At 45.0% G+C, this 15,133-nt stretch carries 15 protein-coding genes; 11 read left to right on the top strand and 4 right to left on the bottom strand.

The window, feature by feature from the left end:
* Window positions 1–691: 691 nt before the first annotated feature.
* The 11 genes from acsF (at window position 692) to IM515_RS21825 (ending at window position 9,882) form a co-directional block, all read left to right on the top strand.
* Window positions 692–1,768, top strand: a complete 1,077-nt coding sequence (acsF, locus tag IM515_RS21875) for a magnesium-protoporphyrin IX monomethyl ester (oxidative) cyclase (protein WP_044034844.1) — start codon at window positions 692–694, stop codon at window positions 1,766–1,768.
* A 157-nt stretch (window positions 1,769–1,925) separates the two neighbouring features.
* Window positions 1,926–2,456, top strand: coding sequence for a zinc ribbon domain-containing protein (locus IM515_RS21870; RefSeq protein ID WP_287627280.1), 531 nt, complete (start codon window positions 1,926–1,928; stop codon window positions 2,454–2,456).
* 708 nt (window positions 2,457–3,164) lie between these two features.
* Window positions 3,165–4,565, top strand: a complete 1,401-nt coding sequence (gene atpD / locus IM515_RS21865; protein WP_287627279.1) for a F0F1 ATP synthase subunit beta — start codon at window positions 3,165–3,167, stop codon at window positions 4,563–4,565.
* The gene (locus IM515_RS21860) at window positions 4,562–4,969 is read left to right on the top strand and encodes a F0F1 ATP synthase subunit epsilon (protein WP_190723104.1); all 408 of its coding nucleotides are present in this window, start codon (window positions 4,562–4,564) and stop codon (window positions 4,967–4,969) included. The genes atpD and IM515_RS21860 overlap by 4 nt, the downstream gene beginning before the upstream one ends.
* 18 nt (window positions 4,970–4,987) lie before the next feature.
* A complete protein-coding gene (locus IM515_RS21855) occupies window positions 4,988–5,347 on the top strand; it encodes an AtpZ/AtpI family protein (RefSeq protein WP_272081022.1) in 360 nt (119 codons plus the stop codon).
* Window positions 5,340–5,633 (top strand): ATP synthase subunit I, encoded by a 294-nt coding sequence (locus IM515_RS21850; protein ID WP_190723103.1) that lies wholly within the window; start codon window positions 5,340–5,342, stop codon window positions 5,631–5,633. Before IM515_RS21855 ends, IM515_RS21850 begins: the two co-directional genes overlap by 8 nt.
* A gap of 12 nt (window positions 5,634–5,645) precedes the next feature.
* Complete coding sequence (locus tag IM515_RS21845; RefSeq protein WP_190723102.1) at window positions 5,646–6,362, top strand: F0F1 ATP synthase subunit A; 717 nt, start codon at window positions 5,646–5,648, stop codon at window positions 6,360–6,362.
* On the top strand, window positions 6,355–6,633 hold the full coding sequence (locus IM515_RS21840) for a F0F1 ATP synthase subunit C (RefSeq protein ID WP_002768905.1): 279 nt from the start codon (window positions 6,355–6,357) through the stop codon (window positions 6,631–6,633). The genes IM515_RS21845 and IM515_RS21840 overlap by 8 nt, the downstream gene beginning before the upstream one ends.
* 4 nt (window positions 6,634–6,637) lie before the next feature.
* Window positions 6,638–7,423: a F0F1 ATP synthase subunit B family protein gene (locus IM515_RS21835; RefSeq protein WP_287627277.1), complete on the top strand. Its 786-nt coding sequence runs from the start codon at window positions 6,638–6,640 to the stop codon at window positions 7,421–7,423.
* Complete coding sequence (locus IM515_RS21830) at window positions 7,420–8,946, top strand: alternate F1F0 ATPase, F1 subunit alpha (protein WP_287627276.1); 1,527 nt, start codon at window positions 7,420–7,422, stop codon at window positions 8,944–8,946. The genes IM515_RS21835 and IM515_RS21830 overlap by 4 nt, the downstream gene beginning before the upstream one ends.
* A 33-nt stretch (window positions 8,947–8,979) precedes the next feature.
* Entirely contained in the window at window positions 8,980–9,882 is a 903-nt protein-coding gene (locus tag IM515_RS21825; RefSeq protein ID WP_190719349.1) for a F0F1 ATP synthase subunit gamma, read from the top strand.
* A gap of 506 nt (window positions 9,883–10,388) precedes the next feature.
* On the opposite strand, the gene clpB is transcribed toward IM515_RS21825, so the two are convergent.
* The 4 genes from clpB to IM515_RS21805 all read right to left on the bottom strand — a co-directional run bounded on the left by clpB (window position 10,389) and on the right by IM515_RS21805 (window position 14,965).
* Window positions 10,389–13,049, bottom strand: coding sequence for an ATP-dependent chaperone ClpB (clpB, locus tag IM515_RS21820; RefSeq protein ID WP_287627273.1), 2,661 nt, complete (start codon window positions 13,047–13,049; stop codon window positions 10,389–10,391).
* Between the two features lie 92 nt (window positions 13,050–13,141).
* Entirely contained in the window at window positions 13,142–13,627 is a 486-nt protein-coding gene (locus IM515_RS21815; protein WP_002788994.1) for a GNAT family N-acetyltransferase, read from the bottom strand.
* Between the two features lie 22 nt (window positions 13,628–13,649).
* Entirely contained in the window at window positions 13,650–13,952 is a 303-nt protein-coding gene (locus tag IM515_RS21810; protein ID WP_002768918.1) for a hypothetical protein, read from the bottom strand.
* Between the two features lie 119 nt (window positions 13,953–14,071).
* Window positions 14,072–14,965 carry a methylenetetrahydrofolate reductase gene (locus tag IM515_RS21805; RefSeq protein WP_287627272.1) on the bottom strand — a complete coding sequence of 298 codons (894 nt, stop codon included), beginning with the start codon at window positions 14,963–14,965 and terminating at the stop codon, window positions 14,072–14,074.
* Window positions 14,966–15,133 lie beyond the last annotated feature (168 nt).

Here is a 15,133-nt window from a genome sequence, read left to right as displayed (position 1 = left end):
TTTTCTAACACTTTCTGGTATAGTTCACTTATCATTTTCGTTATTTAGGTCATATATGGTAAATATGACTTATCTTTTTTTGGAGTCTGTATCTGTATTCCATGCTACATAAGCTTTTCGGCTTGCTTGTCCCCCTGTCAGGTCAACTTTCTGTATGACACTCCCTGGGGTAAAGATATGGGTCAACCATCTGTATATCTGATCGCCAGAAGTTTTCCCCATATCACGCCCAAAAGCTTGTTAGCCAGATTAGCATATTACCAAAAACCTTGTTGGCTCTCTTATTTTTTGTTTGATAAGTTTAACTTACATAGGATCGATCGATCTTTGTGTCCTTTGTGTCTTTGTGGTTCGCTCCACCCCCTCGCTAGGAGTAATGTATCTTAGAATACATTTTACCCACCAAACCTGGGAGAGCCGTTTTCAGTTCACCGATTACTGATGACTGTTTACCGATCACTGAACAAACCCCACACCCCACCTCTCCGAACATTTGTCAAGACTCCCAGCGAAAAATCCGCGTTTGTTCACACAGCTTAATTAAGAGTTGTAACTTTTAATGAACAGGAAGGGAGTCTAGGGCTGAGAGCTTGCTATAGTGAATCCTAGCCGTTTTTTCACGGCTCGTCATTATCATCTCAGAGCCTTTACTCGTCTCAATCATCATCCCAGAGTAAAATCAATAATCCCTATGGTCAGCACGATCCAAAAACCAGAATTCGAGGAAATCCGTCCGGGTATAAAAGTTCCCGCTAAAGAAACGATCCTCACTCCCCGCTTCTATACCACTGATTTTGAAGCGATGGCGGAAATGTCGATCGCCGCTAACGAGGAAGAACTGAAAGCGATTTTAGAGGAATTCCGTACCGATTATAACCGGCATCACTTCGTTCGCAATCAAGAATTCGATCGCTCTTGGGAGCATATCGATGGCGAAACTCGTCGCTTATTCGTGGAATTTCTGGAAAGATCCTGCACGGCCGAATTTTCCGGCTTTCTTCTCTACAAAGAACTCGGCAGACGTTTAAAAAACAGAAATCCCCTCCTCGCAGAATGCTTTAACCTCATGTCCCGGGACGAAGCGCGTCACGCTGGGTTCCTTAATAAGGCTTTATCGGATTTTAACCTCTCCCTTGACTTGGGATTTTTAACCAAAAGCCGTAACTACACCTTCTTTAAACCGAAATTTATCTTCTACGCCACCTATCTTTCCGAAAAAATCGGTTATTGGCGCTATATCACCATTTATCGTCATCTCGAACAACACCCCGAAGATCGGGTTTATCCGATTTTTAACTTCTTCGAGAATTGGTGTCAAGACGAAAACCGTCACGGGGACTTCTTTGATGCGATCATGCGTGCGCAGCCTGATATTCTTAATGATTGGCGCGCTCGTCTCTGGTGTCGTTTCTTCCTGCTTTCGGTCTTCGCTACGATGTATCTCAATGATACTCAGCGTTCCGGTTTCTACGCCATTCTCGGTTTGGACGCTCGCGAGTACGATAAGTATGTAATCGAGAAGACCAATGAAACCGCCGGCCGCGTCTTCCCGATTGTTCTTGATGTGGATAGTCCTGAATTTTATGATCGCCTAGAGATTTGTGTTCGCAATAACGAGGGATTACGGGCGATCGATAGCGAAAACAGTGCCGCACCGGTTAAATTCCTGAAGAAATTGCCTATCTTCGCCTCTAACGCTTGGCAATTCCTCAAATTGTACCTGATGAAACCGATTCGGGTCGATAAATTAGCCGGTAGCGTCCGTTAAAAAGTTTGTTTTCTTGAGACATGGTGAGGGTGGGTAAAACCACCCTTTTTTTGTCGATAAAATTCTTAAGAAAATTCTCTAACATTTCTATCCTCGCTAGACTGGATCCTAGGGGTGTGAACTAGGTTTTTACTTTTTACTTTTCACTGTCAAAAATATGGCTATTTATAGTGAATTACCCACAGGACAACGTCTATATCTCGATAATCAAGGGCTGCAGACGATTGTAACTCTCGCTAGTGGTGCAGTGGGACAACAACAGCAGTCTAGCAGTAGTTTTGCCACGGGAGTTTGGACACAAGAACCCCAAATAGAGATAGTTCCCCAAGGGGCAATTATTGAAATCATCAGTGAAACCGGACCCCACAGAATCCAAATTCAAGGAAGTAGTATCGGTTTTTCCTCTCCTCATACCTCTGGAGTTTCTCAGTCCTCTCAATCGACCACTGCTACCAGTTTCTCCTCCTCACCGATGCAACCGATGCAACCAATGCAACCAATGCAACCGATGAAAATGGGTAATATGTCGATGAATTTTGCCCCCATGAAAATGGAGATGGGAGATATGAAAATGAGTATGGGAGACACAAAAACCGTCAGTAAAGCCCAATTTTGTAGTCAATGTGGGGCAAAAGTAGCGGCAACCGATCGCTTTTGTAGTAGCTGTGGTCATCAATTACAGAAATAAAACCTGTTAGCTAGGGTTTGCGGCAAAAAGTTTTTCGTGGGGGTAGGGTGTGACCCCCCCAACCCCCCCGACATCGGGGGGGCAGGTGGGGTGTGGGGTGTGGGGTTTTACGGATTTTGAGGGGGTCAGTTACCTAATTTTCAGGTAAAAAGTACCTGAATTTTACCCCCGATCACTCCAATGGTTGGCAATTTTTGAGGGAAAAAAAGTCTAAAAGTTTTATCCAACAAGGTTTTTAGATTTATTCAGCAACCCCTAGCTAGATTCACAGGGACTTTTGGGGCAAAATTTTGTTTATGTTGGCTGAATTGACCTGCTTCTAACCAGATTCGTCCACAGCGATCGCACTTTTCGTACTAAATCGCCTGTTTATCGATGTCTAATACCAAATTTCTAAATCCATGACAGACATCCACGCTCGAATGCTTGCCAAGCCGGCATTCGTTGTGACGCAAATAAAGAAAAATGGTATAACATCCTCAACATCTGTTGACGACAATGGGGACAAGCGGAGACGGGCGATCACTGCTTGTCCCTTGGTCTAGTACACTTGTCTAAAGATTCCGAATCCTTAATCTGTTGCAATCGTTCCGCAATATTCCCTATCTCGATTTATTTGATCTCTGGATGGACTGGGGCGGTGAGTGAGCATCTAGATTGTAATATCAAGCCGTCCTAAAAAGACGGGGTTTCAGAGCCAATTTTTCGATGAACGATCAACGAGATATTAACAAACTCAACGCTGGCTCTGTATTGTCAGTGCGAGGAAGCATCATTGATGTCTATTTTTCCCAAAGGCTGCCAGAGCTTCATAGCCAACTTCAGGCCGGAGAAGATGGCAGTGTAGCGATGGAAGTTGTGGCCCATCTTAACTCCCAACTGGTACGGGCCATTTCACTGAAGCCAACAGCCGGTTTAGCTCGCGGTTCTCCAGTCATCGATACGGGCCATCCCCTGCGAGTTCCAGTGGGCGAGGGGTTGCTCGGTAGGATGTTGAATATATTTGGGGAAACAATTGACGGACAAGAACAGATAGCTGAGGGAGAATGGCGTTCAATTTATGCAAATCCGACTCCCCTGTACGAGCGAACCACTAGCTCGGAGATTCTCAAAACCGGTATTAAAGCCATAGACGTGCTTGTCCCGTTGGAACGGGGGGGGAAAGCAGGATTATTTGGCGGAGCGGGTGTTGGCAAGACGGTTTTGATTACCGAAATGATTCATAACATCGTCAAGCAAGATCAGGGAATTAGTATCTTCTGTGGAATTGGGGAGCGATGTCGGGAAGCCCTAGATTTATACCAAGAAATGCGGGGGGCCGGGGTTTTGCAGAATACGGTGATGATCTTTGGGCAGATGGATGAACCGCCAGGTGTCAGATTTCGCGTCGGACACGCCGCACTGACGATGTCGGAATACTTTCGCGACACGGCCAAACAAGATGTCTTACTATTAATTGACAATATCTTCCGCTTTATTCAGGCCGGTTCAGAGGTATCGGGGTTGATGGGACAATTACCTTCACGGGTAGGGTATCAGCCGACATTAGCCACGGAACTGGCAGAGCTAGAAGAGCGGATTTGCAGTACGGCTACGGGCGCAATCACCTCCATTCAAGCAGTCTACGTCCCAGCAGATGACTTTACCGATCCGGCGGCTGTTCATACCTTTTCTCATTTATCGGCATCAATTGTACTCTCTCGCCAGCGAGCAAGTGAGGGGTTTTATCCGGCGGTGAACTTACTGCAATCGGGATCGAAAATGTTGATGCCGCCTATTGTCAGCGAGCAACACTATCGCATCGCCCAGGCAGTGCGACAAACCCTAGCGAACTACGAAGAACTCAAGGATATTATTGCCATGCTAGGATTAGAAGAACTTTCACCGGCTGACCGCCAGATTGTAGCCAGAGCCAGACGATTAGAAAAGTTTCTCACCCAGCCTTTCTTTTCTACCGAACAGTTTACGGGAATGGCGGGTAAATTTGTCGAGCTAGAAGCGGCTTTAGCAGGATGCGATCGCATTCTTCAAGATGAATTTTCGGATTATCCAGAGAAGGCACTTTACATGATTGGCACGATTGAGGAGGCAGTAAAGGTAAAGCTATGACAGGCACGATGAAACTCCGAGTTATATTGCCCACCCGAATCCTATTAGAGACAGAAGTTATTAAAGTCACAGCAGAATCGGGAAGCGGTTGCTTTTGCCTGCTGCCCCATCACATTGATTTTGTCACCGCTATCTTGCCCGGATTGCTGTCTTTCACCACTCCTCAAGAGCAGGAGAGATTTATGGCCGTGGATGAGGGCATTTTGGTCAAATCTGGTTTTGACGTGCGGGTTTCTACTCGCCATGCTGTTGAAAGTGCCGACTTAGGATGCTTAAGAGAGGCGGTAGAAAAGCAGTTTCAAATCTTAGATGAGCGGGAAAAACGCACTCGCGTGGCTCTGACAAAACTGGAAGCTAACATGATCCGGCAATTTATCGAACTAGGAGGGCAGCGAGGAAACTAGACGAGAAATAATGGAAATATGGGTACTAATAAAATGGCAGCAAGAAGTCATCAAAAAAATCGTTTGCGCTTTAGCCGCAAGGTAGGGGGCCAGGAAGAGCGTAAACTCAGAGCTAGAGTAGAAAAGAAGCACAGTATATGGTTTGGTCTGGGGTTATTGGGATTAGTCGGTTGGTCAGTCGTTCTACCCACTCTCTTAGGTATGGCACTTGGTATCTGGATCGATCGAGAATGGCCGAGTCGCTTTTCTTGGACATTAATGTTAATGTTGGCTGGGTTGATGCTGGGCTGTTTGAATGCCGGGCAGTGGGTTAAGCGCGAACAATCCGCCATCGAGGGCGCACGCGAGCAATCGAAAAAGGAACTCAATCATGATTGAACTACTGTACTTTCCTCTGGCACTATTGGCGGGAATGGCCTTGGGTTTGGCCTATTTTGGGGGATTGTGGCTAACGGTGCGTCAACTCCCCAGAACCAATAATCCCATCGTGTTAACTTTGATTAGTTTTTTGGGGCGTACAGGCATAATTTTGCTGGGATTTTATGCGATAATAGTTGCAGTCCCCCACTTGCCAGTCCTCCACTTGCTGTTAAGCCTGGCCACCTTCTTCTGGACGAGAAATCTAATATTGCAGCAGGTTCAACCTAAATTCAGAAGTAACTAAGTACAATAGCTGATGTATATAAGTCCTGACAAGATTATTTTCTGGCAATCAGGAGCAGTTACCCTTAATGCTACTCTGTTATTTACTTGGGGGTTAATGGCGTTATTGGGCATTAGTTCCTGGCTAATCACGCGCCGACTATCGACAGATACTCGTCTGTCTCGCTGGCAAAATGTTTTGGAAGTTGTAATCGAAGAATTGCGGGGTCAAATAAGAGATATTAGCGGATGCCAACCGGATATCTACTTGCCATTTATCGGTACTTTGTTTATTTTCATCGCCGCTTCCAATCTTTTAGAAATCATCCCGGGATATCATCCTCCTACGGCCTCTCTTTCTACAACGGCAGCACTTGCTATCTGCGTTTTTTGGGCGGTGCCATTTTACGGCATACGTCAGTCAGGGTTAAAAAAATATCTCAAGCACTATTTACAACCCCATCCCTTGATGTTACCTTTTCATCTGATTGGGGAACTGTCACGCACCTTGTCCTTGGCTATCCGTCTGTTTGGCAATGTGATGAGTGATGTCATGATAGTAGCTATTCTTTTATCCATTGCCCCTCTCTTTTTCCCGATTATCATGCAGGTATTGGAGCTACTGACTGGATTAATTCAAGCGTATATTTTTGCGATTTTGGCTATGGTTTATATTGCTTCGGCAACAGAAGCACAGCAAGTGGTTAATAATTCTCATACAGGAGAAAAGGAGCAAAGAAACCATGAATAATATTGGCTTGACGGCAATGATATCAATTTTAGCGGCTGGATTAACTATGGCGATTGGTTCAATAGGGCCAGCACTGGGAGAGGGAAGAGCTATTGCTCAAGCTTTGACCGCTTTGGCGCAACAGCCAGACGAAGCCAATACGATTACTCGAACGTTATTTGTTGGTTTGGCATTTATTGAGTCAGTGGCAATTTATTGTTTTGTGATTTCGCTAATTTTAATTTTTGCCAATCCTTTTTGGGGTTATGTAGTGACTAAAGCGGGGGGATAATTCCGTGGCAGTTGATTGGTTTACCTTTTTGGCCCAAATTGTCAATTTCTTGATTTTGGTGGCTGTACTGCAAAAGTTTCTCTACCGTCCTATTATTCAGGCAATGGAACGTCGGGAAAAAACAATTAGCGATCGCCAGCAAGATGCAGAACAAAAGTGCCAATTAGCGCGAGAAGAAATCGAAAAATACCAACAAATGCAGCAAGATTTTGCGACTGAGCGCTCGACGATGTTGGCTCAAGTTAGGGCAGCAGTTGCACAGACGCAAACAGAGTTAATGCAAGGTATCCGCACTGAAGTAGAAGAAGATCGATCTCGCTGGCAAGAAATAGTTCAACGGCAAAAAGATGCCTTTTTGCAAGAGTTGCGACATCGAGCATTACAACAGATTCAGGAGACAATTCGCCAAGTTTTGGCAGCTCTAGCCGATGTCCAACTTGAACAGCTTGTCATTCAAGTTTTCCTCGAGCGAGTTCGCAATTGGGATCGGGAAGAGAAACAAGTGCTTTGTCAAGCGATCGCCGCAACGGCCAAGACGCAGGAGGCAATCATCTCTAGCAGCTTTGAAATCTCGGAAGAATTGCGGCAGCAAATTATCTCAGTTCTTCGCCAAGAACTTGTTGGTGATCTGGATATAAAATTTGAAGTGAAACCGGCCCTGATCTGTGGCATTGAGTTAAAAACCTCTGGCCGAAGAATCGCCTGGAATGTCGAGGAATTTTTAAACGACTTTGAAGAGGATTTAGCCGTTGTCTTTACGCGAGAGACGAGGGATCAAACAATACCATGAACCGAGATGAGCAAGCTTTACATCGATTGCTAGAGGATACCTTCTCTAGCTGCCAACGGATTTTAGGCGAGCAGCGCCCACAACTTAAATACCGAGAAATTGGCACAGTAAACTTTATCGGTCAAGGGATTGCCCGGATTGCTGGCTTGCCAGGCGTAAAATCGGAAGAAATTGTTTGTTTCCAGGGAGATTCTCTGGGTATGGCCTTTAACTTGGATATTGATGAAGTCGGCACTATCCTCTTAGATAAAAGCGAACATTTAAAAGCAGGGGATGAGGTACGCCGGACGGGACGAGTGCTAGATGTGCCAGTGGGTGACGGACTCTTAGGGCGAGTAGTCGATCCCATGGGTCGCCCCTTGGATAACCGGGGGCCAGTGCGGGCGGCACAAAGATATTTGGCCGAGCGAAAAGCCCCAGCAATTATGGATCGCGCTCCGGTGACCGTACCGCTGCAAACGGGCTTAAAGGTAGTGGATGCTCTGATTCCCATCGGGCGAGGCCAGCGAGAATTGATTTTAGGCGATCGCCAAACAGGAAAAAGCTCGATCGCTCTTGACACGATTATCAACCAAAAAGGTGAAAAGGTGATTTGCGTTTACTGCGCGATCGGACAGCGCAGTTCGGCGGTGGCTAAGTTCGTCGCTGACTTGCAGCAGTATGGGGCGATGGACTACTGTTTGGTCGTCTTTGCCGCTGGAGAAGAACCACCAGGCTTGCAGTTTATTGCTCCCTACGCCGCCACGGCCATGGCAGAGTATTTTATGGAGCAGGGGCATGATGTCTTGATTGTTTATGATGATTTGACCGCTCATGCTCGCGCTTATCGAGAGCTATCGCTGCTATTACGCCGTCCTCCCGGTCGAGAAGCTTTTCCAGGCGATATTTTCTACATCCATTCTCGTTTGCTCGAACGTTCTACACACCTAAATGCTGCCCGAGGAGGTGGTTCTTTAACTGCATTGCCGATTGTCGAAACCGAAGCCCAAAATATCTCTGCTTACATTCCGACCAATTTAATCTCAATTACCGACGGGCAAATCTATCTCTCTCCCGTGCTGTTTCAAAAAGGAATTTTGCCGGCGGTAGATGCGGGTAAGTCGGTGTCGCGAGTGGGGGGGAAGACTCAATTAGCTGCCTATCGTGCTGTAGCCAGTGATTTACGCCTATCTTATTCCCAGTTTGAAGAACTAGAGGTTTTCTCCCGTTTTGGCACTCGTTTAGATGAAGTCACTCGTCAAACTTTAGAACGAGGGCGGCGCGTGCGGGAAGTTTTGAAACAAAATCAGTACGAACCGATGCCAGTTCCCGAACAAATTGCTATACTCCTAGCGGTGACATCAGGAGTATTTGATCGATTGATGATCGCGGAAATCCCAGCCGCCGAAAAAGCCGTCGCTTTAGCAATACGCCAGCAATTACCCGCAATATGCGTTCACCTACAATCTGGCAAAAAACTGAGCGATGGGGATTTCCAGAATTTAGTCAATATAGCCGAACAAGCAATTGCTATCCCAGAATAAATTAACTCGACTAATTGCCAATCCACACAGATCATGCCAGTCCTTGAATTGCTACAACGACGAATTGCGATCGCGCAAGAACTTCAATCCGTTGTCAAGACCATGAAAGTTCTTGCAGCGGCCAGCATTCATCAATATGAACGGACAGTAGAATCCCTTATTGAGTATAATCGTACCATCGAGATGGGCTTGCAAATTGTTTTAGGATCAGCAGTATATCAACACCATGCGATCGCCGCAAGCCCCAGAAAGCCTCCGAGAAATAGTCATTTAGGTGCGATTATATTTGGTTCAGATCAGGGTATGTGCGGTCAGTTCAACGAGCAGATTGTCCGCTACGCCGTTACTCAGATTCAGCACTTGTCTATTGACTCCAACAAACTCGCAGTCTTGGCTGTAGGTGCGCGGGTAATTCCCCCCTTAGAAAATGCGGGAGTAGTCAGCGAACGGAACTTTGCGATGCCCACTTCTCTTGCTGGCATCACGTCAATGGTTCAAGAACTGCTACTACACATCGAAAGGTGGCAATCTCAAATGCAAATAGATAAAATTGCCTTGTTTTACCATAAGCCTCGCTCCAATATATCCTATCAACCTCATGCCTTACAATTATTGCCTGTGGATAACAAATGGCTACAAGACTTACAGCAAAAAAGGTGGGTAGGAGCCACTTTGCCTACTTTTACCATGGATTGGAGTCAGTTATTTTCTGCCTTGATCGAGCAATATTTGTTTATTTGTCTGTATCGTGCTTTGGCTGAATCTTTGGCTAGTGAAAATGCGAGCCGACTGGCATCGATGCAAGCATCCGAGAAAAATATAGAAGAGCAATTAGCACAACTTCACGCTCAATTCCAACAGGAACGGCAAACTGCTATCACCGAAGAAATGTTGGAAATCGTCTCTGGTTTTGAGGCACTAATTAGGGTTGGCTGAAAAAGTTTTTCCTGGGGGCAGGGTGTGGGGTTTTACCCATTTTCATCTGGTAAATTATACTAAATCCAGTTATTAAAAACTGATTATTTATTCTCCCCTTTGCATGAGTGCCTCTTGCATGAGTGCCTGTCCTGATATGTAGCCTATACTCAACGGATTTATTATTACCTAATTTTCAGGGAAAAAGTCCCTGAATTTTCCCCTCGCTCCCTCCAATGGCTGGCACTTTTTGATTTCAAAAAAGCCTAAAGATATTATCCAACAAGGTTTTTAAGTAGGGAGGCACAATTATTTGTAGGATGGGTTAGCGGTAGCGTAACATGAGCGGGCGTTGGGTTTCATGCTTCAACCCAACCTACGTTCATCTTATATTTAATTCCACCCACCCACTTAGATTTATTCAGCCAACCATCTGTAAAACCTGTTTAGCTGGATTCACAAGAACTTTTGGGGCAAAAATTTGTTTATGTTGGCTGAATTGGGGTGAATATATCCCCTATCTGGTTTTAATCTGAACTGAGGTTAACCAGAGCTAATTCTAATGTTGTCCCTTCCTTTTCTAGCTCCTTTTTGCTAAAACTTAACACCTCATCCAGACAATCAATTACCACCGTATCCCCTTCCATAAAAGCTTGTTCGAGAATTTTTGTGGCTAAAGGATTCTCTAACTCCCGTTGGATAGCGCGTTTTAAAGGTCGCGCACCGTAGGTAGGATCGTAACCAACAGTAACGATATGATTTTCTGCTGCCGTAGTTAATTCTAGATTGATTTTTTGTTCTGCTAATAATCTTTCCAGACGCTGTAATTGCAGACGAACAATGTAACGCAATTCTTCTTTTTTCAGGGTATGGAAAATAATTAAATCGTCGATACGATTCAAAAATTCGGGACGAAAATGACTCCGCAAAGCTGTTAAAACCCGTTTCCGCATCTCCTCATAATCGGCATCTTCGGAAACATTTAAAATATGGTCACTGCCAATATTACTGGTCATGACGATAATCGTATTCCGAAAATCCACCACTCGTCCCTGAGAGTCGGTAATGCGCCCATCGTCAAGCACTTGTAATAAAATGTTAAAAACATCCCGATGGGCCTTCTCCACTTCATCCAATAAAACCACAGAATAGGGACGACGACGCACCGCTTCCGATAGTTGTCCCCCTTCCTCGTAACCCACATAACCCGGAGGCGCGCCGATTAACCGGGAAACCGCGTGTTTTTCCATGTATTCCGACATATCGATGCGAACCATGGCTTCCTCGGAGTCGAACAGTAACCCCGCCAAGGCCCGCGCTAACTCGGTTTTACCCACTCCTGTGGGTCCCATAAACAGAAATGAACCAATCGGACGCGAGGGATCTTTCATTCCTGCACGTGCGCGTCGAATCGCCGCTGCTACTGCCGTGACCGCTTCATTTTGTCCGACAACTTTTTTCTGTAAATGAGACTCTAATTCTAATAATTTTTGTCGTTCCGATTCCATTAAACGATTGACGGGAATTCCCGTCCACCGGGCGACTATTTCGGCGATATCTGCATCAGTTACCTGTTGTCTTAACAGGGTCGAACCTGATGCTTGAATAGTTTCTAGTTCTTTTTCTTTTACTTCTAATTCCCCCTGTAAAATTTCTAGTTTGCCATACTTTAATTGCGCCGCTTTATTGAGATCATAAGCTCGTTCCGCCTGTTCCACCTGTAGGCGCAATTGTTCCTCTTCCTCTCGCAATAATTTAATTTCCTCGGCGATATGTTTTTCCGTTTGCCATTGGTCAGCAAGAGGCTTTTGTTTACTTTCTAATTCCTCAATTTCTTCGATAATTCTTTCTAAACGCTCTTGAAAAGCTCGATCTTTTTTCTCCTCTTTTTCTAAGGAGAATTTTTCCATCCGTAACTGCATTAAGCGACGATCTATCATTTCCAAATCGGCAGGTTTAGTGGTACTTTCTACCTCTAATTTTGCCGCCGCTTCATCAACTAAATCGATCGCTTTATCCGGTAAAAAGCGATCGCTAATATAACGATGGGATAGGGTAGCTGCTGCCACTAGAGCCGAATCGGTAATTGTCACCCCATGATGCAGCTCATAACGTTCTTTTAAACCCCGGAGAATCGAGATAGTATCCTCCACGGAAGGTTCCTTAATATAAACCTGTTGAAAACGTCTTTCTAAAGGGGGGTCTTTTTCAATATGATTGCGATATTCATCCAAAGTTGTCGCCCCAATACAGCGCAATTCTCCCCGAGCTAACATAGGTTTTAATAGGTTGCCTGCATCCATCGATCCCCCTTCCCTAGAACCCGCACCGACAACGGTATGTAGTTCATCAATAAAGAGAATAATTCGCCCTTCTGATTGGGTAACTTCTTTCATGACTGACCGCAATCTTTCCTCGAATTCGCCTCGATATTTTGCCCCAGCGATTAAACTTCCCATATCGAGGGAAATTAACTGACGATTTTTCAAAGATTCGGGAACATCTCCGTTAATAATCCTTTGGGCCAATCCTTCAGCGATAGCGGTTTTTCCTACTCCCGGTTCACCGATTAAAACTGGGTTATTTTTCGACCGTCGCGAGAGGACTTGTACCACCCGTCGAATTTCTTCATCGCGACCGATAACCGGGTCTAATTTGCCTTCTTTGGCCGCTGCTGTTAAATCCCGGCCATATTTATCTAAAGCTTCGTATTTTTCCTCTTGATTGGGTTCAGTAACCTTTTGAGTGCCGCGAATCGCTTTGATGGCTAATTCTAAATCTTGGGGGTCAAGATTGAAAGTGCGTAAACATTTCCGGCCAACCCTTTCATCTTCGGCAAAACCGACGAGAAGATGTTCGACGGAGATAAATTTATCTTGCCAACTTTCCCGGGATGCTTCCGCGCGATCGAGTAGCAGATCAAGACCACGACCTAGGTATAATTGATCGACGATGGCCACTTTCGGCTGTCGGTTAGTGAAGACTTCTAGCTGTTGTTGCAGTCGGGGAATTTCTATATTAGCTTTTTGTAAAATCCGGGTGGCTAGACCGTTATTCTGCTCTAGGAGGGCAATAATAACGTGTTCCACCTCTAAGGTCTGATTTTTAAAGCGTCGCGCAATTTCTTGCGATTTAACAATCGAATCCCAAGCTTGTTCGGTAAATTTATTCGAGTCTGTGGGTTGCATTCTGCACCAATGAGGAAAGCCAGTGTCAGAGGTATAGTATAGCAAGGAGTCTCGATCGATCACAAAGTTCTAGGCTCGACAAAGGGTCTGACTTATTTATCACTATTACCCAATTGGGTTAAAGCTGTCCCGGTGAGACGACAAATTTGCCACTCTTGGAAGACCTTAGCCCCCATTTTTCCATAAAAATCGATCGCCAGTTGATTCCACTCTAAGACAGTCCATTCTAAAAGTCCCGCATCCCTAGCGACGGCAATTTTAGCCACAGCCATTAGTAAAGCTTTCCCGATACCTTGACTACGATAATCGGGTAAAACGAAGATATCTTCTAGGTAAATCCCCGGTTTAGTTATAAAGGTGGAATAGTTAGCAAAAAATAGGGCAAAACCGACTATTTTACCCTCTACTTCCGCCACCAATGCTTCGATGTAGGGTTTTTCTCCGAATAAATGCTCCCCTAAAGCTTGACTATTTCCTGTCATTAAATGGCTGAGTTCTTGATAGGCCGCTAAGGCAACAATTAAGTCAAAAATAGCCTTGACATCGGTAGAAACGGCAGCACGGATGGAATAATTCATGATTGCTGGTCAAATCTTGATTTTAATGCTGATGATGTTTATGGGGAGATTCAGCAGGGGGAGAATTAAGATTGGAAAAATGACCGTTATTTAATCCCATCCCAACGCTACCAATACTGAAAAGTCCCATGGACACAAAACCGGCTGCAATTGTCCCCATGGCCACGGTTCCAATGGAAACTACTCCCATAGGAACAATACCGATGGAAATAACGCCCATGGGAACAATGCCAATGGAAATTATACCAGTGGGGGCAATACCGATCGACAACCATTTTCGCCCACCACAACTATTCTCTTTTTCTTGACCTAGATTGGAATCCATGCTTTTAATCCCGAAGATGCTTTGAGCCTTCCCATACTAGGTTAGGGGTAGAATTCTTGTCAAAAGACCGCTAGTCAAAATGAAAGTTAATTTTTTATAAAAACTATTGACTTTTCATCTCAGTTATGTATTGGCGGGATACCAGCCAGATCGAGAATTTTCGGGACTAAATCCTCTCGTTTAATCGCCATGATGTGGACACCTTGACATAACTGCTGGGCTAATTTTATTTGTTCGGCGGCGATTTTGATGCCTTCTTCGAGGGGATGAGGTGCATCAGCGAGTCTTTGAATGATATGGTCGGGAATTTGTACCCCTGGCACATTTTTATTTAAAAATACGGCATTTTTAGCTGATTTTAACAGAAAAATTCCCGCTAGAATCGGTTTATCGGCGAGGGAGGCCACCTGCTGCATGAACTTATCAAGGCACTCGAAATCCGTAACTAATTGACTTTGAAAAAACTGCGCTCCTGCTTCGATTTTACGCTCAAAACGGCTTTGAAGACCGGACCAACTTTTTGACTGCACATCGACGGCAGCCCCGGCAAAAAGTTCTAACGGTCCATCTGGTAAAGATTTATCGTTAAAGTCAAAACCTTTATTTAATTTATCGATTAATTTTAACAAACGTACCGATTCTAGGTCAAAAACTGCCCTAGCTTTGGGGTGATCTCCTGCTTTGACGGGATCTCCAGTTAAAGCTAGTATATTTCTCAATCCCAAGGCATGAGCGCCCATTAGATCTGCTTGTAATCCGATCACATTGCGATCGCGGCAGGCCATTTGACAAATGGGTTCAATGTCGTGTTGATAGAGAATAGCGGAGGCAGCCAGAGAGGACATTCGCACTACGGCGCGACTGCCATCGGTAATATTAGCCGCATGAACGCGATTTTTTAGCCAGAGGGCCATTTCTAGCATATGACTGGCATTACCACCTTTCGGGGGAGTAATCTCGGCTGTAATCAAAAATTCTCGGTCTTGAACCGCGCGTCGTAAACGAGTAGTCATCAATTTATCTAGGTTTTAACCATAAATTTTATAGTAGATTTAGCCCGGAAATGGCTCGGAGGCAAGCAATGATCATCGGGCTGCTTTATACTGGTCGGTATCAGTGCCTAGCTGATATTTAAGTTAACTGGCAGGAAAAAATTTCTAATGTAGTATAATACACGGACA

Source organism: Microcystis sp. M44BS1 (assembly GCF_020244875.1).
In the GTDB taxonomy this organism is placed as follows: domain Bacteria; phylum Cyanobacteriota; class Cyanobacteriia; order Cyanobacteriales; family Microcystaceae; genus Microcystis; species Microcystis panniformis.
The sequence above is the reverse complement of the archived record's forward strand: the minus strand, read 5'-3'. Positions and strand labels throughout refer to the sequence as shown.